General features: G+C 72.2%; 19 protein-coding genes and 1 pseudogene. 12 read left to right on the top strand and 8 right to left on the bottom strand.

Going from position 1 to position 20,310, the window contains the following annotated elements; genetic code table 11:
- Nucleotides 1-39: 39 nt before the first annotated feature.
- Nucleotides 40-873, bottom strand: a complete 834-nt coding sequence (gene ddaH, locus Vse01_RS21200) for a dimethylargininase (RefSeq protein WP_170863627.1) — start codon at nt 871-873, stop codon at nt 40-42.
- A 59-nt stretch (nt 874-932) separates the two neighbouring features.
- On the opposite strand from ddaH, the gene Vse01_RS21195 reads away from it, so the two are divergent.
- The 3 genes from Vse01_RS21195 (at nt 933) to Vse01_RS21185 (ending at nt 4,443) form a co-directional block, all read left to right on the top strand.
- Nucleotides 933-1,391, top strand: a complete 459-nt coding sequence (locus Vse01_RS21195) for an Lrp/AsnC family transcriptional regulator (RefSeq protein ID WP_093410847.1) — start codon at nt 933-935, stop codon at nt 1,389-1,391.
- A gap of 58 nt (nt 1,392-1,449) precedes the next feature.
- Complete coding sequence (locus tag Vse01_RS21190) at nt 1,450-3,369, top strand: beta-propeller domain-containing protein (protein ID WP_093410849.1); 1,920 nt, start codon at nt 1,450-1,452, stop codon at nt 3,367-3,369.
- Nucleotides 3,370-3,486: 117 nt separating this feature from the next.
- Nucleotides 3,487-4,443: a zinc-binding dehydrogenase gene (locus Vse01_RS21185; RefSeq protein WP_093410851.1), complete on the top strand. Its 957-nt coding sequence runs from the start codon at nt 3,487-3,489 to the stop codon at nt 4,441-4,443.
- A 6-nt stretch (nt 4,444-4,449) separates the two neighbouring features.
- Here the strand turns inward: Vse01_RS21185 and Vse01_RS21180 are convergent, their stop codons facing one another.
- The 3 genes from Vse01_RS21180 to mobA form a co-directional block, all read right to left on the bottom strand.
- Nucleotides 4,450-5,529, bottom strand: coding sequence for a T3SS (YopN, CesT) and YbjN peptide-binding chaperone 1 (locus Vse01_RS21180; RefSeq protein WP_093410853.1), 1,080 nt, complete (start codon nt 5,527-5,529; stop codon nt 4,450-4,452).
- Nucleotides 5,530-5,617: 88 nt separating this feature from the next.
- Nucleotides 5,618-5,902 carry a DUF6457 domain-containing protein gene (locus Vse01_RS21175; protein WP_093410914.1) on the bottom strand — a complete coding sequence of 95 codons (285 nt, stop codon included), beginning with the start codon at nt 5,900-5,902 and terminating at the stop codon, nt 5,618-5,620.
- Nucleotides 5,899-6,552, bottom strand: a complete 654-nt coding sequence (mobA, locus tag Vse01_RS21170; protein ID WP_093410855.1) for a molybdenum cofactor guanylyltransferase — start codon at nt 6,550-6,552, stop codon at nt 5,899-5,901. Before mobA ends, Vse01_RS21175 begins: the two co-directional genes overlap by 4 nt.
- 106 nt (nt 6,553-6,658) lie before the next feature.
- Between mobA and fdhD the strand changes: the two genes are divergently transcribed.
- Nucleotides 6,659-7,513, top strand: a complete 855-nt coding sequence (gene fdhD, locus Vse01_RS21165; RefSeq protein WP_093410857.1) for a formate dehydrogenase accessory sulfurtransferase FdhD — start codon at nt 6,659-6,661, stop codon at nt 7,511-7,513.
- 21 nt (nt 7,514-7,534) lie between these two features.
- On the opposite strand, the gene Vse01_RS21160 is transcribed toward fdhD, so the two are convergent.
- Nucleotides 7,535-8,245: a GAP family protein gene (locus tag Vse01_RS21160; RefSeq protein ID WP_093410859.1), complete on the bottom strand. Its 711-nt coding sequence runs from the start codon at nt 8,243-8,245 to the stop codon at nt 7,535-7,537.
- A gap of 78 nt (nt 8,246-8,323) precedes the next feature.
- Complete coding sequence (locus Vse01_RS21155) at nt 8,324-9,361, bottom strand: DUF4192 domain-containing protein (RefSeq protein ID WP_093410861.1); 1,038 nt, start codon at nt 9,359-9,361, stop codon at nt 8,324-8,326.
- A 193-nt stretch (nt 9,362-9,554) separates the two neighbouring features.
- On the opposite strand from Vse01_RS21155, the gene Vse01_RS21150 reads away from it, so the two are divergent.
- The 7 genes and pseudogenes from Vse01_RS21150 (at nt 9,555) to Vse01_RS21120 (ending at nt 18,594) form a co-directional block, all read left to right on the top strand.
- Nucleotides 9,555-10,469 carry a fructosamine kinase family protein gene (locus Vse01_RS21150; RefSeq protein ID WP_093410863.1) on the top strand — a complete coding sequence of 305 codons (915 nt, stop codon included), beginning with the start codon at nt 9,555-9,557 and terminating at the stop codon, nt 10,467-10,469.
- Nucleotides 10,466-11,473 carry a GTP 3',8-cyclase MoaA gene (gene moaA, locus Vse01_RS21145; protein WP_093410866.1) on the top strand — a complete coding sequence of 336 codons (1,008 nt, stop codon included), beginning with the start codon at nt 10,466-10,468 and terminating at the stop codon, nt 11,471-11,473. The genes Vse01_RS21150 and moaA overlap by 4 nt, the downstream gene beginning before the upstream one ends.
- 2 nt (nt 11,474-11,475) lie before the next feature.
- Nucleotides 11,476-11,724 (top strand): MoaD/ThiS family protein, encoded by a 249-nt coding sequence (locus tag Vse01_RS21140; RefSeq protein ID WP_093410868.1) that lies wholly within the window; start codon nt 11,476-11,478, stop codon nt 11,722-11,724.
- A 12-nt stretch (nt 11,725-11,736) separates the two neighbouring features.
- Nucleotides 11,737-13,053: a metallophosphoesterase gene (locus Vse01_RS21135; RefSeq protein ID WP_093410870.1), complete on the top strand. Its 1,317-nt coding sequence runs from the start codon at nt 11,737-11,739 to the stop codon at nt 13,051-13,053.
- A 61-nt stretch (nt 13,054-13,114) separates the two neighbouring features.
- On the top strand, nt 13,115-16,333 hold the full coding sequence (locus tag Vse01_RS21130) for a UvrD-helicase domain-containing protein (RefSeq protein ID WP_093410872.1): 3,219 nt from the start codon (nt 13,115-13,117) through the stop codon (nt 16,331-16,333).
- Between the two features lie 630 nt (nt 16,334-16,963).
- Nucleotides 16,964-17,218: pseudogene (locus Vse01_RS29845) on the top strand (LppU/SCO3897 family protein); the annotation flags it as partial.
- 134 nt (nt 17,219-17,352) lie between these two features.
- Nucleotides 17,353-18,594, top strand: coding sequence for an ATP-binding protein (locus Vse01_RS21120; protein ID WP_093410876.1), 1,242 nt, complete (start codon nt 17,353-17,355; stop codon nt 18,592-18,594).
- A 178-nt stretch (nt 18,595-18,772) separates the two neighbouring features.
- Here the strand turns inward: Vse01_RS21120 and Vse01_RS21115 are convergent, their stop codons facing one another.
- Nucleotides 18,773-18,973 carry a DUF397 domain-containing protein gene (locus tag Vse01_RS21115; protein ID WP_093410878.1) on the bottom strand — a complete coding sequence of 67 codons (201 nt, stop codon included), beginning with the start codon at nt 18,971-18,973 and terminating at the stop codon, nt 18,773-18,775.
- Entirely contained in the window at nt 18,964-19,731 is a 768-nt protein-coding gene (locus tag Vse01_RS21110; RefSeq protein WP_093410880.1) for a helix-turn-helix domain-containing protein, read from the bottom strand. Before Vse01_RS21110 ends, Vse01_RS21115 begins: the two co-directional genes overlap by 10 nt.
- Nucleotides 19,732-19,976: 245 nt before the next feature.
- Between Vse01_RS21110 and Vse01_RS21105 the strand changes: the two genes are divergently transcribed.
- Nucleotides 19,977-20,267 (top strand): hypothetical protein, encoded by a 291-nt coding sequence (locus tag Vse01_RS21105; protein ID WP_093410882.1) that lies wholly within the window; start codon nt 19,977-19,979, stop codon nt 20,265-20,267.
- Nucleotides 20,268-20,310 lie beyond the last annotated feature (43 nt).

The following is a 20,310-nucleotide window of genomic DNA, read 5'->3' as shown; positions in this document are numbered from 1 at the left end:
GTCCCCGGCCCGGGGACGGCCTCGTCCGTTGATCGACTCTCAGTACCGCAGTTCGGCGATGCAGCACTTCACGCTGCCACCGCCCTTCTTCAGCTCGGCCAACTCCACCGGCACCGGGGCGTAGCCGGCCGCCTTGAGCCGACCGGCGAGCCGGGTGGCCTCGCTGTTGAGCACCACGTTGGCCCCGTCGCTGACCAGGTTCAGCCCGAAGGCGAGGGCATCCTCGTCGTCCGCCAGCACCGCGTCCGGGAAGAGTTGGGCGAGCACCCGCTGACTGGCAGCGGAGAAGGCACCGGGGTAGTAGACGATGTTGCCGTCGTCGATCGAGGCGAGCGCCACGTCCAGGTGGTAGAAGCGCGGGTCGACCAGCCGCAGTGAGACCACCGGCCGACCAAGCGCCTCCTGCGCCTCGGCGTGCGCCGGCAACTCGGTACGGAAGCCGTGCCCGGCGAGGATCAGCCCGCCGTGCGCCTCCGGCAGGTACGCGAAGTCCCCCTCGCCCTCGTTCGTCTCGTTCGGCGCGATGAACCGCCAGCCCTGCGACTCGTAGAAGGCCCGGTGCGTGGCCGCCTCGGCGGCCCGCTGCTGGTGCTTGAACTGCGCCCCGTAGACCGTGCCGTCGACCATGAACGCGCCGTTGGCCGCGTAGACCATGTCGGGCAGGCCGGGCTCGGGTACCAGCAGGTGCACCTCGTGGCCGAGGCCGACCAGCGTCTCCCGCAGGCGGTCCCACTGCTTGACCGCCAACTCCGCGTCGACCGGGGCCGTCACGTCCATCCACGGGTTGATCGCGTACTCGACCGCGAAGTGCTCGGGGGAGCACATGAGATATGTCCGCTTTCGCGGCACTCGCTGCTGGTTCACGGTGACCAAGGGTAGGTACGGTAGAACTTTGGTAACAGCCGCAAACATTGCTTCCCAGAGGCGGAACATTGCAGATCGACGCCGTTGACCAGCGAATCATTGCGCTGCTTGTGGCCGACGCCCGGGCCTCGTACGCCGACATCGGCGCCCGCGTGTCGCTCTCCGCTCCGGCGGTCAAGCGGCGGGTCGATCGACTGCGGTCCGCCGGGGTGATCCGGGGATTCACGGCCATCGTGGACCCGGCCTCGGTCGGCTGGACCACGGAGGCGTTCGTGGAGTTGTTCTGCGCGGGCCGGACCACCCCGGCCCAGATCGGCGCCGCCGTGCGCCGCCACCCCGAAGTGGTCGGCGCGTACACCGTCTCCGGCGAGGCCGACGCGCTGGTGCACCTGCGTGCCGCCGACATCGCCCACCTGGAGGAGGCGCTGGAGCGGCTGCGGGCCGAGACGTTCGTGACCTCCAGCCGCAGCACCATCGTGCTCTCCCGGCTGGTCGAGTCCCCCGGCGTCGGCCCCTCCACCGCCTGAAGCTGTAACAGCCGGCTCCGGCTGGAACCGAACCCGGATTCGCCACGTCGAACCGGCCATGAGACGGGGCACCAAGTTCGCCACGGCCGGCGGTTCGCTGGTCGCGCTCGCGCTGCTCGCCGGCAGCATGGCCGTGTCGCAACCTCCGCCGACCGGGCCCGGCACTGCCGAAACACCGATGGTGCCGGTCGGCCTGGTCGCCTTCGACTCCTGCGCCGACGCCCTCACGGAGCTGCGGGCGGCGGCCACCGCCTCGGTCGGCCCGTACGGTCTCGCCGAGGACTGGGGGCTGAAGACGGCGGCCATCGGCGGCGCGGAGTCGATGGCCCGCACCTTCGCCGGAGCGCCGGGCGACGCCGCTGGCCAAGATGCCGGGACGGATTACTCGACGACCAACAACCACGAGGCCGGCGCGGACGAACCCGACCTGGTGAAGACCGACGGCCGACGGATCGTCACAGTCACCGGCGGGGTGCTGCGGGTGGTCGATCCGGTGAGCCGCCGCGTCACCGGGCGACTCGACCTGGCCGACGGCCGGGAGGAACTGCGCTGGCAGGAGCACCGCCTGCTGTTGCTCGGCGACCACGCGCTGGTACTCGGCGAAGACCCCCCGCGCCCGGCCGACGCGCTGCGCTCGATCAGGCGTCCCGGTGGTACCCGCCTACTGTTGATCGACCTGGCCGGCCGTCCCCTGGTGCTCGGCACGTACCGCATCCAGGGCAGCACGGTCGACGCCCGGTTGACCGGTGACACGGCCCGGGTGGCGGTCCGGGCGCCGGCCCGACTGGAGTTTCCGCTGGCGTCCGAGGGCACCGACCAGGTCCGCACCGAACGGAACCGCAAGGTGATCGCCCGGGCCGGTGTCGAGGCATGGCTGCCGGAGTACGAGTGGACCGCCGGGCCGGAGCGGCACACCGGTCGGGTCGGCTGCGACCGACTCAGCCGGCCCGAGCGGATGACCGGCGCGGCCACCCTCACCGTGCTCAGCTTCGACCTCACCAGCGACCGGCTGGGTGATGGTGACCCGGTGGCGGTGGCCGCCGACGCCGACACCGTCTACGGCACGGCGACCAGCCTGTACCTGGCGGGTCAGCGTCCGACACCGATCACCGGCCTGCCCCGCTGGCGGCCCTCGCCGGCCGAGCCGATCACCGACATCTACCAGTTCGACACCGCCGCGCCCGGGCGTCCCCGCTTCGTGGCCACCGGCTCGGTGCCCGGCCGGTTGATCAACCAGTACGCGCTCTCCGAGTGGGCGGGGCACCTGCGGGTGGCCACCACCACCGGCGAATTCCGGGACGACGGCTCCACCTCCGAGTCGGCGGTTCGCGTGCTGCGTCACGACGACGGGGCGCTGGTACCGGTCGGCATGGTCGGCGGCCTCGGGCGGGGTGAACGCATCTACTCGGTGCGCTACCTCGGCCCGGTCGCGTACGTCGTGACCTTCCGGCAGACCGATCCGCTCTACGCGCTCAACCTCGCCGATCCGGCCGCGCCCAGGGTCACCGGCGAGCTGAAGATCACCGGCTACTCCGCGTACCTGCATCCGCTGCCCGGGGAACGCCTGCTCGGTGTCGGTCAGGAGGCCGACCGCCAGGGACGGACCAAGGGCGTCCAGGTGTCACTCTTCGACGTCCGTGATCCGGGCCGGCCGGACCGGCTGGACCAGTGGCACCTGCCCGGCGGGTGGTCCCACGCCGAGCACGACCCGCACGCCTTCCTGTACCGCCCGGAAACCGGCCTGGTGGCCTTGCCGGTCGACGCCGGTGTCCGGCTGTTGCGCGTCAGCGGCGACACCATAAGTGAGATCGGCGAGGTGACCCACCCGGCCGGGAACGACAGCGGCCGACGGCAGTGGGGGCAGCCGGTACGGCGGTCACTCGTGGTCGGCGACGTGCTCTGGACGGTCTCCGAGGCGGGCCTGCGCGCCACCGACCCGGCCTCGGCCCGGAGCCTGGCCTGGATCGCCGCCACCTGAACCTTCCTCCCGCGCGGGTGGGGTCCGGTTTCTCGGGGTTTCCGGGCCCCACCCGCCTTGACCTCAACCACGCTTCAACTGATCGACTCCGGTGGGAAGCGGCGGTGAGGGGGAGACATGCGCGCGGTGTGGATTCACGAGTTCGGCGGGCCGGAGAAGCTGGTGCCCGGCACCGCGCCCGATCCCGTTCCCGAGCCGGGACAGGTGCTGATCGACGTGGTGCACGCGAACATCACCTTCGTGGAGACCCAGTTCCGGGCGACCGGCTTCGGCCCGTCCGGCGCGCGGCTGCCGGTGATTCCGGGTAACGGGGTCGGCGGTGTGATCAGCGACGTCGGGCCGGGCGTCGACTCGGGACTGGTCGGTCGGCGGGTGGTCAGCAGCACCGGCGGCTCCGGCGCGTACGCCGAGCGGGTCGTCGTCGACGCGGCGCTGCCGGTGGCGGTACCGGACGGGATGCCGCTCGATCAGGCGGTGGCCCTGCTCGCCGACGGACGTACGGCGTTGCTGCTGGCGGAGGCGGCCGAGCTCAAACCAGGTGACCGGGTGCTGGTCGAGGCCGCCGCCGGTGGGGTGGGCAGCCTGCTCGTCCAGCTCGCGGCCGGTGCCGGAGCGCGGGTGGTCGGGCTCGCCGGCGGTACGCGCAAGGTCGAGCTGCTACCCCCGCTGGGTGCCGAGATCGCCGTGGACTACCGGGCGCCGGACTGGGTTGGCCGGGTACGGTCGGCGACCGGTGCCGTGGACGTGGTCTTCGACGGGGTCGGGGGCCCGATCGGGCGGGACGCGTTCGAGCTGCTCGACCCGGGTGGTCGGATGCTCAGCTTCGGCCTGGCCAGCGGCGAGTGGGCGGGCATCGAGGCGGAGTCCGCCGCCGAGCGGGGCGTGACCCTGGTCCGCCCGACGTCGACCCCCGCCCAGCTGCGGACGTACACCGAACGGGCGTTGGCGGAGGGGGCGGCCGGGCGGCTGCGCGCGGTGATCGGCCAGCGCTTCCCGCTGGCACGGGCGGCCGAGGCGCACGCGGCGATCGAGGCCCGCTCGACGGTTGGCAAGACCCTGCTCGACGTGCGCTGACCGCGCTCAGAGGTACATGCCGGTGCGATGCTCGCCGCGTCCCGGCTTGTCTCCCTCGCCGAAGAACCGCTTGCCGCCGAACTCGCCGTGCAGACGGTCGTCCAGCTCGTCCGCGAGCCCGGTCATCACCTGTACCGCCAGCATCAGGTGGGTCGGCTGGAAATTGCGACCGAAGACCGGGATCGACGCCCACACGGTGTCGTCGGCGCAGTAGAGCCGGCCGATCGGCATCCGGTTGGTCAGCTCGGAGAGCTTGACGTACAGCCGCTCGGTCGGCTCGACCTCGGTCAGCACCGGAGAGAAGACGTCGACAAGCGGCGGATTGTCCCGCACCCGGACAAAGACCATCGCTGATCCGGCGCGGATGTTGATGTCACCGTCGGAGTCGACCTGGAGCCGGTCGGAGTCCGATTTGAGCATGGTCGAGACGACCGTGCGGACCCGCTCGGCCAGATCCAGCACCTCGGTGTCGGCATCGGCCTCGTCGGTTGCGGCCAGCGCCTTCTCAAGCTCGGTGCCGATCTCCCGCGCCAGGTTCGCTGCACTGCGGGCGGTACCCAGCGCCTCTCCGGGGATCGGCTCACCCTCGCCGTCCTCGATCGCGTAGACGAGAAAAGCCGGATGTGGGGCACCGTAGATGTCGCGCAGTGTGCGGGAGAGCAGCGCGGCCAGCCGGGTCGCCTCGTCCGCCGAATAGTCCAAGCCGAACTGGTCCCCCGAACCGGCGACCACGCCCGGCGGTGACCAGCCCAACGCGATCATGTCGGCGACCGCCGCACGGTCCAGCCGGTATCCCTGGGGCAGGGTGGCGTTGCCCACCGCCCGGGCGGCGAACCGGCCGTCGCTGCTCACCTCGACATAGACGGAGTAGACGGCGTCGTCGGTGCCGGAGGCGGTCGGGTCGAGGGTCAACGCCACCTCCGCGCCCGGCGGCAGCGTGGTCAGCCGCTCCGCCAGCGCCCGGGCGAAATCCCGCCACGCCTGGGTCACCTTCGCCCGCAGGTCGGCCGTGCTCGGCTCGTCGAGCAGGATCGACTCGTGGTGCACCGGCGTGCCGGGCGGCGCCGAGGGGTGGTCAGCCGTCATGATCGCCTCCGTCCGTTCCGGTCACCCTACCCAGCAGGCTGCCGGCACGGATCAGCGCGGACCGTGATCGGACAACCTCCGGGAGCGGTCAGCCGTGGTCGGGTCCGGCCGGGTCGACGCGGGAGTGCGGTTCGCCACCCAGTTCCACCGGCCAGGTGGCGGCCAGCCCGGAGAGCCGGGCCACGGCCACGGCCGGATCCGCGCCCCGCCCGACGGCCAGACCGAGCAGGTACGCGGTGACCGGCGCACCCGGCCGCAGCACCTGGTGCGCCACGTCCCGGGCCAGATCCAGCACGGTCGGCACCGGCACCTGCGTCGGATCGAGACCCAGCTCCGCACAGGCGGCCGTGACCCAGTCGTCCAGCACCGTCATCGCGTCCACTCCTCCGCCCGGCGTAGGTCACGCTCAGTGTCGCAGTCGAACCAGGGCTCCGGGCCGTCACCGTGCCACGTCACCTCGCGCACGATCAGGCCGGCAAGCAGTTCCCGCAGGGGTGCACCGGTCACGTCGCCGCCGCGCCGACCCCTCAGTCGATCCAGGGCGGCCCGCAGCGCGGCGGGCCGCCACACCCCGCACAGCGTCTGCCGCCGCCCCGACCGGTCCACGTAACAGGCCCCGTCGAACGCCGCCGAACCCGGCCTTTCCATGCTCGCCGTTCCGGCGGACCGGGAGCGGTCGTAGCCGGTGCCGTGCAGGTGGTCCAGCAGGCCGCCGACAGCTGACCGGGTCAGCAGGGGCAGGTCGGCGGCGAGCAGGGCGACGGCCGGTACCTCGGTGTCGAGCAGGGCCAGCCCGGCCGCGACGGCGGTCACCGGCCCGCCGCCAGGCGGCACCTCCCGGGTCAGCCGCACTCCGGTGATCGCCGGTCCGGGGCCGACCAGGATCCGGGGCGACGCATCGGCCACCGCGGACAGCACCCGCTCACGCATCGGCACCCCGCCGACCGGTAACGCCGGCTTGTCCCGCCCGCCCATCCGACGCCCCGCACCACCCGCGAGCACCACCGCCGCGTACGCCGTCATGGCACCACGCTAGCCGCCGGCCCGGCCCCGGCGGCAGTCATGGTGGCCGGGCACGGATCGAGGGCGGCGTGGAGGACGTCCGGCGATGCGGGGCAGGATGGGGGACGTGGGACGGGCTTCGGATCGGCGTGGTGTGGTGCGGGTGGATCTGGACGCGACGGGCGCCGGCCGGCGCCGGGTGCGGCGGCCGGACACGATCGCCGCCGAGGAGCCGCTGGAGATCCGGGTCGGTCCCGCCGGACCTGGGCCACGTCCGCCGCTGACCGTCACCATGCGTACCCCGGGTGCCGACCTCGACCTGGCCATCGGCTTTCTGTTCAACGAGGGGCTGATCCGCTCCGCGGACGACGTGTCCACCGCGCAGTTGTGTGCCGGCACCGACACCCCGAACACCTACAACGTGGTCGACGTGACCCTCGCTCCCGGAGTACCGGACCCGGTCGCCGATGCGACCCGGCACTTCCACACCACCAGCGCCTGCGGGGTGTGCGGCAAGGCGAGCATCGACGCGGTGCGTACCCGGTCGATCTTCGACGTCCGCGACGATCCGCTCAGCGTGCCGGCGGAGCTGCTGGCCGAGTTGCCGCAGCGGCTGCGGGCCGGGCAGCGGGGGTTCGACCGCACCGGCGGGCTGCACGCCGCGGGCCTGTTCTCCACGGACGGCGAGCTGGTGGTGCTGCGCGAGGACGTGGGTCGGCACAACGCGGTCGACAAGGTGGTGGGCTGGGCGGTACGCGAACACCGGCTGCCGCTGAGCGGTCAGGTGCTGCTCGTGTCGGGCCGGGCCAGTTTCGAGCTGACCCAGAAGGCCTGGATGGCCGGTCTTCCTCTGCTCGCCGCGGTTTCGGCACCGAGCACGCTCGCGGTCGACGTGGCCACCGAGGCGGGAATGACCCTGGTCGGGTTCCTACGGGATCGGACGATGAACGTCTACACCGGCGGCCACCGGGTCATCGCCTGATTCCGCTCCTGGCGGCCACCGTCAGCGGTTGGCCAGCATCTCGAACAGCTCCAGCCGGGCCGCGGCATCGCGGGCGATCAGGAAGCCGGCGATGCCCAGAACCCAGCCGAGCATGCTGCCCGAGGTGCGGACGATCCACGCGTTGAGCCGGGCCAGCACCGGCTCCACCCAACTCGGCCAGACCACCCGAGCACCGAGCAACAGCATCGCCGGCACCACCATGACCAGGCAGTAGCCGCCGAGCAGCGCCACGCTGGTGGGCACGGCCAGGCCGGAGGTGGTGAGCAGGCCCAGAGCGCCGAGGTACGGCAGCATCGTCGCCACCTCGGCCAGCGCCGCGAACAGCGCCAGCCCCACCAGCCAACGAGCCGACGAGTCACCGGCGGTCACCCGGTCACGCCAGCGCAACACCCGACCCGTACCGGTGCCACGCTTGCCGTCGTAACGAAAGCTCAGCACGAACAGGCCGACCCCGAGCACCAGCTGACCCCAGAGCACCGGCCGGTTGTCCAGCGCACCGCCCAGCAACTCGGCCAAGCCGCTGCCACCGAAGTACAGCAGCAACCCGACCACGAAGTAGAAGCCGGCGATGGTGCCGAGGTAGATCATCACCCGCCGGACGCTCACCGGCCCCGGAGCGAGCAGCAGCCACACCGGAATGAACAGGGTGCCGATGCTGGTGCTGTCCACCAGCGCCAGGCCGACGAGGGACAGCAGCAGGGCAACGCTCATGCCGTACCGGCGGCAAGCTCGGACATGCGGCGATTATCCGGCACCGCCGCCGGAGCGGTGACCCCGGTGCAGAGACGGTCATCGAGGGCGCCGTCGGGCGCGTCGCCTCGCCCGGCGCCGCGCTCTCGGCAGACCTGTCGCCGGCCAGCCGTCCAGCCGGGACGGCGGCACTCCCCGGCGGAGCAGATCGTCCAGCAGCACGGCGAGCGAGTAGTCGGGATGCTCGGCCAACACGCGTTCCAACGCCACCGCCGCCAACGCGCCCTGCCCGTCGCGCCAGGAGGCGAACGCGAGCAGCGCACCCGGAGCGGCGATCAGCTCCGGGTCGGCCCGGCGCAGCACCTCGGCCCAGAACGCAACGTCCTCGTCCCGGCCGTCGGTGCGTTCCCACGCGTGGTCGCGTACCGGCAGGTGGGTCAGGAGCAGGCAGAGCCAGGCCACCTCGTCGTCGGTCAGCCGTTCGCCAGCGCGGTGCCGCCGCACCGTGGCCCGCAGCGCCGCCGTGCCGGCCGCCCGGAGCGCCCGAGCGCCGAGCAGATCGGTGGCGGGGGCGGCGGCCAACAGGTCGGTGAGCCGCTGCTGCGCCCGGTCGACCGCGTGCCGCATCTCCTCCCCGCCGGCCGGGGCCACCTGCGCGGCGAGTGCCGCCCGGTCCGGTAGGGCCACCTGTCCGGCGAAGACCGCCGCCGCCGGCACCGCGCTGGCCTGCGGGTCGTACGGAGTGCCCTCCGGCGGGCAGCACTCCGGCTCCTCGCAGAGGTACGACCACCAGCGCCCGTCGGTGACCCGGAGCGCGTCGAGCACGGCCAGCCCCGCCTCGGCCAGCGCGGCCCGGACGGCGTCCACCGCCGGGGTCACCCGGGCGGCCGGGCCGTAACCGACGACGGTGGCCGAGTCGGCACCCTGTCGGGCGGTCACCGCGGCGATGTGCTGACCGGGCTCGTAGGGGTCGGCGTCGCCGGGTAGATCGCCGCGCGCGGCGAAGACGATCCGCTTACCGGACAGCGCCACCACCACGATGCTGTCGGCGGGATGGAAGCCGAGCAGATACGGCACGGCGGCGATGAGGTCAGCGGGAGAGCGTACGGACAGTCGGGGCAGCTCGGTCGAGTTCATGCAGGCAGCCTGCGAGCCAGGGATCGGGCGGCGCTGCCCCTGTGGACGACACACCGGTTATCCACAGCTACACAACGTAGTTTCGCAGCTCACGCCCGATCGACCGTCACTTGTCTGAGCGCCGACCGAGCCGAAACGGTACGAGGGGTACGCGATGCACGTGATCGCTGTCGGTTAGCGATACGTTGCGGGGATGGATCTGGCGTACCTGCGGGCGCATCCGGAGCAGTTGCCCACCTTCCTGACCCATCAGCGGATCCGGGAGACGCCGGTGTCCGGCGGCGACATCTGTGCGGCTGCCCGGCTGACCCTTGACGACGGTCACTCGGTGTTCGCCAAGACCTGGCCGGAAGATGCGGAGCGGCCGGTGCCGGAGGGTTTCTTCGCCACCGAGGCGGCCGGGCTGCGGTGGCTGCGCGAGGCCGATGCCGTCGCCGTACCGGAGGTGCTTGTCGCGTTGCCGGAACTGCTGGCGTTGGAATGGGTCGACCCGGGTGAGCCGACTCCTGAGGCGGCCGACCGTTTCGGGCGGGAGCTGGCTGAGTTGCACCGGAATGGTGCCGATGCGTTCGGCGCGCGGTGGCCGGGGTTCATCGGTGCCCTGCCGGCGGACAACACGCCCCACGACGGCCCGTGGACGGAGTGGTTCGCCCGGACCAGACTGCTGCCCTACCTGCGCCGATCGGTCGACGGGGGTGCGCTGACCAGCGCCGACGCCACCCTGGTCGAGCAGGTCATCACCCGGATCGGCGAGTTCGGTGCTGACGAGCCGCCCGCCCGCATCCACGGTGACCTCTGGCCGGGCAATCTGCTCTGGGGCGATGACGACCGGGTCTGGCTGGTCGACCCGGCGGCGCACGGCGGGCACCGGGAAACCGACCTGGCCCAGTTGGCGCTCTTCGGCGGCCCTCCGCACCACGACCGGATCATGGCGGCGTACCAGGAGAGCTGGCCGCTGGCCGACGGGTGGCGAGCCCGGGTGCCACTGCATCAACTGCATCTGCTGCTCGTGCACACCGCGCTGTTCGGTGCGGCATACCGCGATTCGGTAACCAGGAGCGCCCGGGACGCCCTGAGCGGGGCGGGTCGCGCTACCGTCGACCGGTGAGCCTGCCCCCGCCCACCGGCCTCGTCGACCGGTACGGCCGCGTCGCCCGGGACCTGCGGGTGTCGCTGACCGACAAGTGCAACCTGCGCTGCACCTACTGCATGCCCGCCGAGGGTCTGCCCTGGCTGGCCGGACCGCAGCTGCTCACCGACGACGAGGTGGTCCGGCTGATCCGGGTCGCGGTGTGCCGGCTCGGGGTCGACGAGGTGCGGTTCACCGGTGGTGAACCGCTCATCCGCCCCGGCCTGGTCGGCATCGTCGAAGCCGTCGCGGCCCTCGAACCGCGACCCCGGATATCCCTGACCACGAACGGCATCGGCCTTGACCGGCTCGCCCCCGCGCTGCGTACCGCCGGTCTGGACCGGGTGAACGTCTCACTCGACACGCTGGACCGGGAACGCTTCACCCGGCTCACCCGCCGGGACCGGTTGGCCGACGTGCTGGCCGGCCTGGCCGGCGCGGCCGCCGCCGGGCTAACCCCAGTCAAGATCAACACGGTGCTGATGCGCGGCGTCAACGACGACGAGGCGCCGGCGCTGCTGCGCTTCGCCCTCGACCACGGCTACGAATTGCGGTTCATCGAGCAGATGCCGCTGGACGCCCAGCACGGCTGGGACCGGGCGGCCATGGTGACCGCAGACGAGATCCTGGCCACGCTGCGGGCCGCGTACGACCTCGACGCTGACCCGACCGAACGCGGCACCGCCCCCGCCGAGACCTGGCTGGTCGACGGTGGTCCGGCCCGGGTCGGCGTAATCGGCACGGTGACCCGGCCCTTCTGCGGCGACTGCGACCGGACCCGGCTCACCGCCGACGGGCAGATCCGCAACTGCCTGTTCGCCACCGACGAGTCGGACCTGCGCGGCGCGTTGCGGGCCGGAGCCGACGACGAGGAGCTTGCCCGCCGCTGGCGGGCGGCGACGCTTACCAAGCGGGCCGGGCACGGCATCGACGACCCGTCCTTCCTGCAACCGACCCGGCCGATGTCGGCCATCGGAGGCTGACCATGGCCAGCGTCACCGTCCGTTACTTCGCTGGGGCTCGGGCTGCGGCCGGCCGCGCTGAGGAGACCACCACCGCGGGCCGGTCGCTCGACGAATTGCTGGCGGAGCTGGCCGAGCGGCACGGCGGACGGTTGGTATCGGTGCTGGCGGTGTCGAGTTTCTTGATCGACGGCGTGACCTGTCATGATCGGCAGCAGCCGCTGCCGGCCGGGGCGACGATCGACGTCCTGCCTCCCTTCGCCGGCGGCTGAGGGGGATCCCACGTGTTCGCGGTACTCGGCTTCGTCACCACCCTGGCCGTGATCACCGGGCTGATCCATCTCTACCTGTGGAAACGCCTGGTGAAGGACACCACCACCGCCGGGCGCTGGCGGCGGGCCGGCACGGTCACCGCCGTGGTGCTGGCCCTGCTGGTGCCGGCGACGATGCTCGGCACCCGGGCCGGGATGTACTGGCTCGCCTGGCCGGGCTACCTCTGGCTCGCGCTGATGTTCTACCTGCTGGTGCTGCTCGTCGTGCTGGAAGTTCCGATGCTGGTGACGCGGCTGGCGCTGCGCCGCCGGTCGACCCTGGCCGCCCCGGAGCCGGTCCTGGTCGGCCCGGCCGCCACGCCCATTGCTGGGCCGTCCGCCGACGAAGCGACCGCGGCCGAGGAGCCGGCCGCGCCGAGTGCACCGGCCCAGCCGACCGCCGACGGCACGACGGAGCGACCGGCCGCCGGCGCCGTCGGCCCCGACCACGATCCGGGCCGCCGCCTGCTGCTCGCCCGTGGTGCCGCGATCTTCGCCGGGCTCACCGCCACCGGCCTGGTCGGCTACGGCGTACGCACCGCGCTGGGGCCGCCCCGGCTGGACCGGGTGCAGATCCCGCTGGCCAAGCTGCCCCGCAGCATGGACGGTCTGCGCATCGCCACCGTCTCGGACATCCACATCGGCCCGCTGACCGGCCGGGCGCACACCGAGCGGATCGTGGCCGCGATCAACCGGCTGGACGCCGACATTGTCGCCGTGGTCGGCGATCTCGTCGACGGCACGGTCGCCGAGCTGGGCGACGACGCCGCACCACTGCGCGACCTGCGAGCACGCCATGGCAGCTACTTTGTCACCGGCAACCACGAGTACTACTCCGGGGTGGAGGAGTGGGTGGCCGAGGTGGACCGGCTCGGGCTGCGAGTGCTCCAGAATCGGCGGCTGGAGATCGCCGCCCGTGGCGGAGTGCTCGACCTGGCCGGCGTCAACGACGTCTCCGCCGTCGGCGACGGCGTCTCCGCGCCGCCTGACTACGACGCGGCGTTGGGCGACCGTGACCCGTCCCGACCGGTGGTGCTGCTGGCGCACCAGCCGGTCGCCGCGTTGGAGGCGGCCAGGTACGGGGTCGACCTGCAACTGTCCGGCCACACCCATGGCGGCCAGATCGTTCCCTTCAACCTGCTGGTCCGGCTCGAACAGCCGGTCGTCTCAGGGCTCGGTGAGGTGGACGGGACGAAGGTCTACGTGACAAACGGCGCCGGCTTCTGGGGGCCGCCGGTACGGGTCGGCGCGGAGCCTCAGGTCACCCTGGTCGAGCTTCGTTCGGCATAGCGCAGCTCACCTTCACGCGTGGCGACGCGCGGGAGCGCGGCCGGTCGTGACAGGATGCGGCGTGCCCCCGTTCAGCGCCGTACCCCCCGGTGGCCTTACGCCCTTCGTCGCGGACCTGCACATCCACTCGAAGTACTCGCGGGCCTGTAGCCGCGACCTGACTCTGCCGAACCTCGGCTGGTGGGCGCGGCGCAAGGGCATCGCGGTCCTCGGTACCGGTGACTTCACCCATCCCGCCTGGTACGACCACCTGCAGGAGACCTTGCATCCCGCCGAGCCGGGCCTGTACCGGCTGTCACCGGAGGCGGAGCGGGACATCGCCCGTCGGCTGCCGCCCCGGCTGGCCAGCGAGGCGGAGGGCGATCAGGTCCGGTTCATGCTCAGCGTGGAAATCTCCACGATCTACAAGCGGGACGACCGGACCCGCAAGGTCCACCACCTGATCTATCTGCCGGATCTGGACGCGGTGGGCCGGTTCAACGCCGCGCTCGGCCGGATCGGCAACCTCGGCTCGGACGGTCGCCCCATCCTCGGTCTGGACTCGCGCGATCTGCTGGAGATCACGCTGGAGGCGAGCGGGGACGGGTATCTCGTACCGGCGCACATCTGGACCCCGTGGTTCTCGGCCCTGGGCTCGAAGTCCGGCTTCGACGCGATCGCCGACTGCTACGCCGACCTGGCCGACCACATCTTCGCGGTGGAGACCGGTCTCTCCTCGGACCCGGAGATGAACTGGCGGGTGGGCAGCCTGGACCGCTACCGGCTGGTCTCCAACTCCGATGCCCATTCGCCGCCCGCGCTCGCCCGCGAGGCCACGGTCTTCGCCTCGGCCCGGGACTACTTCGGCATCCGGGAGGCGCTGCGTACCGGTGTCGGGCTGGCCGGGACGATCGAGTTCTTCCCGGAGGAGGGCAAGTACCACGCCGACGGCCACCGGCTGTGCGGGGTGAACTGGGCACCGGAGCGGACCCGGGAGGCCGGCGGACGCTGCCCGGAGTGCGGCAAACCGCTGACGGTGGGCGTACTCAGCCGGGTCGAGGAGCTGGCCGACCGGCCCGAGGGTTACCGGCCGCAGCACGCTCCCGAGGTGACCCACCTGATCCAGCTCGCCGAGATTCTCGGAGAGATCAACAAGGTCGGTCCGCGCTCCAAGCGGGTCGAGGGGAAGCTGACCGAGCTGGTCGCCGCGCTCGGCCCCGAGCTGGAGATCCTGACGCGCGTACCGCTGGAGGAGATCGGCCGGGTCGGCGGCGAACTGCTCACCGAGGCGATCGGCCGGCTCCGTCGCGGCGAGGTCCGCCGGGTGCCGGGGTACGACGGCGAGTACGGCGTGATCACCCTGTTCGACCCGGCCGAGCTGAGCGGCGGGGCTGGCGTGTCCGCCGGGCAGGAGACGCTGTTCGACGTGCCGGTGCCCGCCCAACGGCGGCCTTCGGAGACCACGGCCAAGGCGGGCGCTGCGGCGAGGACGGCAGCCGGTGTCAAGCGTCCGTCGGCTAAGCCCGAGCCGAAGCGGAAGCCGGCGGCCCCGGCACCGCCGATCGCGCCGGCGCCCTCCCCGCACGAACCGTTCGAACCGATGCTCGCCGGCATGGAGGAGGTGGGCACCGGCCTGCTCGACCGGCTCGACGCGATGCAGCGGGTGGCCGCATCGGCACCCGGGGGTCCGCTGCTGATCGTCGCCGGTCCGGGCACCGGCAAGACGCGGACGCTCACCCACCGCATCGCGTATCTCTGCGCTGAGCTGAACGTCTTCCCCGAGCGATGCCTGGCCATCACGTTTACCCGGCGGGCCGCGGAGGAGTTGCGACACCGCCTCGACGGCCTGCTCGGCCCGGTCGCCGAGGACGTCACAGTCGGCACCTTCCACTCGCTCGGGCTGACCATTCTGCGCGAGCACGCCGAAGCCGCCGGCCTGCCCGACGACTTCCGGATCGCCGACGACGCGGAGCGGACGGCCGCGCGGACCGAGGCCGGAGACGACCCGGCCCGCTACACCGCGCTGCTGCGCAAGCAGGGCCTGGTGGACCTGGACGAGCTGCTCACCCTGCCGGTGGCGCTGCTGCGGGAGGACCGGCGGCTGGTCGACAGCTACCGGCAGCGATGGCAGTGGATCTTCGTGGACGAGTACCAGGACGTCGACGCGGTGCAGTACGAGCTGTTGCGCCTGCTCAGTCCGGTCGACGGGAACCTGTGCGCGATCGGCGACCCGGACCAGGCGATCTACTCCTTCCGGGGCGCCGACGTCGGGTACTTCCTGCGTTTCTCGCAGGACTTCACTGACGCCCGTCTGGTCCGGCTCAACCGCAACTACAGGTCCTCCGCGCCGATCCTGGCCGCCGCGGTGCAGGCCATCGCGCCGTCATCGCTGGTGCGGGGTCGCCGGTTGGATCCGGCCCGGCTCGACCCGGAGGCGCCGCTTGTCGGCCGGTACGCCGCGGCCTCCGTCGCCGACGAGGCCGATTTCGTGGTACGCACCGTGGACGAGTTGGTCGGCGGCCTGTCCCACCGGTCGCTGGACTCCGGCCGGATCGACGGACGGTCGACCGCGCTGTCCTTCTCGGACATCGCGGTGCTGTACCGCACCGACTCGCAGGCCGCGCCGATCGTGGACGCCCTGGCCCGGGCCAACATCCCGGTGCAGAAGCGCTCGCACGACCGGCTGCGGGACCGTCCCGGGGTGGCCGCCATCGCTCGTGAGCTGCGGCACGCCCCCGGTGTGGAGGGTGCCCTGCCCGCGCGGGTACGCCTCGCCGGCCAGGTGCTCGCGGACCGGTTCGCCGCCCCGACCCTGGACGGGTCCGGCGGGGTACGCCCGGAGGATGTCCGGACCGCCGTCGACCTGCTGACACCGCTGGCCCGTCGCTGCGGTGACGACCTGGAGATGTTCCTGTCCCAGCTCGCCACCGGCGCCGAGGTGGACGCGCTCGACCCACGCGCCGAGGCGGTCACCCTGCTGACCCTGCACGCCGCGAAGGGGCTGGAGTTTCCGGTGGTCTTCCTGGTCGGTGCCGAGGACGGACTGCTGCCGCTGCGCTGGCCCGGGACCACGCCCGACGAGGCCGCGGTGGCCGAGGAACGGCGACTCTTCTTCGTCGGGCTGACCCGTGCCCAGGACCGGCTCTACGTCAGCCACGCCGCCCGCCGATTCCGGCACGGATCGGAGCGGGACTGCCGCCCGTCGCCGTTCCTCGACGTGGTGGACCCGGGCCTGTTCGAACGCCTCGGCGACAGCGAGGGCCCCCGGCGACCCAAGGACCGCCAGCTACGCCTGATCTGACGGAGGGCGATCGGGTTGCCGACCGGCCGGGCAGTGTGGCACCGGTGACCTGCCGTAGGCACTACGGTGACGGTTGGCGGTGCCGGTGGTCGACCGGCCACCCACCGGCTTCACGGGACGGCTCAGGAGGGCGTGCGCATGGCGAACTACGGACCACCGGGCCCAGGCCCGCAGCCGTGGCACGAGCCGCAGCCCGGCGAGCAGCCATGGCCCGAGCCACAGCCCGGCCAGGGGTACGGCCAGGACCAGGGCTACGGCCAGGGGTACGGAGGCGGCCAGGGCTACCGGTCCGGCGAGTCCTACGACGCCGCCGGGCACGGCGGCGGCCGGTACGGCACGACCGGGTCGGGACACCTTCCGCCGGATACCTGGGCGCAGTCCGCCTATCAGCACGATGCGGAAACCGGGTACGCCGGCGCCCCCACACCGCCGCCGCAGCGTCGACGCGGCCGGATGCTCGTCGTGCTGGCGGTGGTCCTGGTGCTGGTGCTGGGCGGTGCGACGGCGTTCTATCTGGTCGGGCGGGACGACCAGACACCGACTCCGGTGGCCGCACCGACCGAGGAGGTGGCGTCCACGCCGGACCCGCAGGGCGAGGAAGCCCCGCCCGACGATCCGGCCACCGCACCTTCCGCCGACCCCCGCTTCGTGCAGGCCGGGCAGTGCGTACGCAACGACGCCGCAGCCGGCGGCAAGCCCAGGCTGCTGCTCAGTGAGTGCGCGCCGAGGTCGTACGAGGTGCTGCGGCGTTTCGACGGTAAGACCGGCGGCGAGCGTGATGCCGAGGAGAAGTGCGCGGGGGTCGACGGCTACACCAACTGGTACTTCTACGACAGCGAGCTGGACTCGCTCGACTTCGTGCTCTGCCTCAAGCAGCGCGACTGACTACCGATTGCCAAAACTAGTGCTGTCTAGCTTGGAGGCTAGACAGCACTAGTTTTTGGTCGAGGGCAACACGCCGGTACCGCCGTCTATCCATGTCTAGCCTCTCCTCTAGACGGCCCGATACTCTGCGATGCGTGGATCCGGTCCGCAACCCGTACGCGCCGGGTGCCGGCCAGCGTCCGCCCGAACTCGCCGGGCGGGGGCGGGAGCTGGACGTCTTCGACATCGTGCTGGAACGCATCGCACGGGGCCGGCCGGAACGCAGCCTGATGCTCACCGGGCTACGCGGCGTCGGCAAGACCGTCCTGCTGAACACGTTGCGCTCCCAGGCCATCAACCGGCTCTGGGGCAGCGGCAAGATCGAAGCGCGACCGGATCAGTCGCTGCGCCGACCCATCGCCGCCGCGCTGCACATGGCAGTCCGGGAGTTGGCACCGAGGCACCGGGCACCGGAGCGGATCGACGCCTTCCTCGGGGTGCTCAAGGCCTTCGCCCAACGGGGCGCTCCGACCGGTCGCGGCGGGGCCGCTCCGAAACTGCGCGACCGTTGGCAGCCCGGCATCGACGTACCGGCGGCCAGCGGCCGGGCCGATTCGGGCGACATCGAGATCGACCTGGTGGAGCTGCTCACCGATGCCGCCTCCGTCGCCAGCGACGTCGGCACCGGCGTCGCCATCTTCATCGACGAGATGCAGGACCTCGGCCCGGAGGACGTCTCCGCACTCTGCGCCGCCTGCCACGAGCTTTCGCAGCTCGGCGCGCCCCTGATCGTGGTCGGCGCCGGCCTGCCGCACCTGCCGGCGGTGCTGAGCGCGGCGAAGTCGTACTCCGAGCGGTTGTTCCGCTACCAACGCATCGACCGTCTCGACCGGATCGCCGCCGACCACGCGCTCTGCGCGCCGGCCGAGCGGGAGGACGTCGAGTACGAGGCGAAGGCCCTCGATCTGCTCTACGAGAAGTCCGGCGGGTATCCGTACTTCGTGCAGGCGTACGGGAAGGCCACCTGGGATCATGCGCCCCGGTCACCGATCACCCCGGCCGACGTACGCGTCGCCGCACCGGAGGCCGAGGCGGAGCTGGCCGTCGGCTTCTTCGGCTCCCGCTTCGAGCGGGCCACTCCCGCCGAGCGGGAGTACATGCGCGCGATGGCGACGCTCTCGCTCGTCGAAGCGGAGACCGACGGCGGCGGCCGGGACGACATGGACGCCGCGGTGCCGACCTCGGAGATCGCCCGGGCCCTCGGCCGCAAACCCGCAAGCCTCTCCCCAGCCCGGGATGCGTTGATCAAGAAGGGGCTGATCTACTCCGGGGAGCGCGGCACGGTCGCCTTCACCGTCCCGCACTTCGGCCGCTACCTGCGCACCCAACCCGTCTGACCCAGGCCGCCGGCCGCCCGATCCGTGGCAGCCCAGCAACCCCACCCCGGCGTGTCGGACACCTGCACTGCCACAGATCCGATGGGCGGCAGGGCTGATTCAGATCGAGACGGGCACCTGGTCGACGCAGACAGCGGGAAAGCCCTCGGCCGGGCGGCCGGGGGCTTCCCGAGGTACGTCAGGCGGTCGGGCGGGCGGCCTTTGCCAGCTCGACGAAGCCGCGCCACGCCGCTGGTCGGAAGCTGAGCGTGCCGCCGGCCCGGTCCTTGGTGTCCCGGACCAGGACGACGCCGGGAAGGTTGTCGGCGACCTCGACACAAGCGCCGCCGTTGTTGCCGCTCTTGCTGCTCTTGCGCCACTGCGCGCCGGTCATGTCCATGATGCTGCCGCTTCCCTGAGGAGTGTCAGGGACTGCGTCCGTGACAGCGCCTCGCCACGGATGCGTTCCCACCTGCGGCCCAGGGTAGCAATTTCCGCGGACTGATCGACGATCTTCGCCTCGGTCTGGCTGTCGGCGTGCCCGAGCACGCTGCCGTCGTCCAGCTCGGCGAGGATGAGGGGCCCGCCCAGCCCGGGATACATCCCCACCGACGCGGGCACGACGTGGATCGAAGTGGTGGGCAGCGCGCCGCACGCCACCAGGTGCTCGCACTGCTCACGCATCAGGGCCCGGTCGCCGTAGGCGGACCGGCGCAACACCAGCTCGTCCAGCACCACCACAAGCATCGGCGGGTTGTCCCGGCGCAGGATGGCCTGGCGCTGGAGGCGAGCCTCCACCAACCGCCCGACGTCGTCGGTGGTCAGCGACTCTCCGGCCAGGGTCGCCCGCGCGTACGCCTCGGTCTGGAGCAGGCCCGGCACCCAGGTCAGCTCGAACCAGCGCAGCGCCACCGCCTCGCGCTCGATGTCCACCCACCGCCGGAACCACGCCGGCTCGCGCCGCTTGAGGACGTCCGGCCACAGCTCGGTGACCTCGCGTCCGAGCACCTCGGCGACCCGCCGCCGGGTCTGCGGACGCGGGATGCGTCCATGGCTGGCCCATCGCGCGGCGGTCTTCGGGTCGACACCGACCCGCTCCGCGAGGGTGTCGGCGGTTTCACCCGCCTCGGTCATGGCGGCGACGACGGCACGATTCATTCCGCAGTCCTTCCTGAGCGTCCGGGGACACTCAGCATCCACTCCGATACGCGGTGTATGCGGCAGCCACGCGCCGGAAAGGTGGAAACCAGGACGGCACGAGCCAGTGGAGACTCCCCCGAACTCGCTGGACGTGCTTGTCGGGGCCGCCCCGTCGGGCGAGCACCTACCGGGGCGGCCCCTCCCAGATCTCCTGGCGACGAGGAGGCACGCGTGCCCGCACGACAGCCCCACAGCGATGGCCGGTGACCGGCCGGCGGGAGGACGGCACTCCGACCGTCAAGCCCGGCGTATATCTGTTGAGCCGGGCGGCGTCCCCGCAGTTCCACGCGCCGATCCTGGTCCGCGTGATCCGCGAGTTGACCGACCGGCACCCGCCGCACGGCTGGACGTGGATCGACTGCTACCAGCTCGACCGGCACGGGGACGCGATCGAGAAGCGCCAGTTGTTCGTGATGCCGGCGGGGATGCGCCAGGTCAACGTGCCACCGGTCCCGTACGCCGCCCGACGCCCTCCGGCGAGATCAACCAGGTGAGCCGCCCGGAGGTCCGTCTCGGAGCGCGTACGCGCTTCCTCAG

The sequence above is a fragment of the Micromonospora sediminimaris genome (assembly GCF_016863575.1).
GTDB classification, from domain to species: Bacteria; Actinomycetota; Actinomycetes; order Mycobacteriales; family Micromonosporaceae; genus Micromonospora; species Micromonospora sediminimaris.
Note: the sequence above shows the minus strand (reverse complement) of the source record. Positions and strands in the feature narration are given on the sequence as shown.

What these genes read in the sequence shown, in the direction of transcription:
- Vse01_RS21160 (WP_093410859.1), bottom strand. Translation starts at nt 8,245, where the DNA reads ATGAGCGTTGCCCTGCTGCTGTCCCTCGTCGGCCTGGCGCTGGTGGAC.
- Vse01_RS21190 (WP_093410849.1), top strand. Translation starts at nt 1,450, where the DNA reads ATGAGACGGGGCACCAAGTTCGCCACGGCCGGCGGTTCGCTGGTCGCG.
- mobA (WP_093410855.1), bottom strand. Translation starts at nt 6,552, where the DNA reads ATGACGGCGTACGCGGCGGTGGTGCTCGCGGGTGGTGCGGGGCGTCGG.
- Vse01_RS21185 (WP_093410851.1), top strand. Translation starts at nt 3,487, where the DNA reads ATGCGCGCGGTGTGGATTCACGAGTTCGGCGGGCCGGAGAAGCTGGTG.
- Vse01_RS21175 (WP_093410914.1), bottom strand. Translation starts at nt 5,902, where the DNA reads ATGACGGTGCTGGACGACTGGGTCACGGCCGCCTGTGCGGAGCTGGGT.
- Vse01_RS21180 (WP_093410853.1), bottom strand. Translation starts at nt 5,529, where the DNA reads ATGACGGCTGACCACCCCTCGGCGCCGCCCGGCACGCCGGTGCACCAC.
- Vse01_RS21150 (WP_093410863.1), top strand. Translation starts at nt 9,555, where the DNA reads ATGGATCTGGCGTACCTGCGGGCGCATCCGGAGCAGTTGCCCACCTTC.
- Vse01_RS21155 (WP_093410861.1), bottom strand. Translation starts at nt 9,361, where the DNA reads ATGAACTCGACCGAGCTGCCCCGACTGTCCGTACGCTCTCCCGCTGAC.
- Vse01_RS21140 (WP_093410868.1), top strand. Translation starts at nt 11,476, where the DNA reads ATGGCCAGCGTCACCGTCCGTTACTTCGCTGGGGCTCGGGCTGCGGCC.
- Vse01_RS21110 (WP_093410880.1), bottom strand. Translation starts at nt 19,731, where the DNA reads ATGAATCGTGCCGTCGTCGCCGCCATGACCGAGGCGGGTGAAACCGCC.
- Vse01_RS21115 (WP_093410878.1), bottom strand. Translation starts at nt 18,973, where the DNA reads ATGGACATGACCGGCGCGCAGTGGCGCAAGAGCAGCAAGAGCGGCAAC.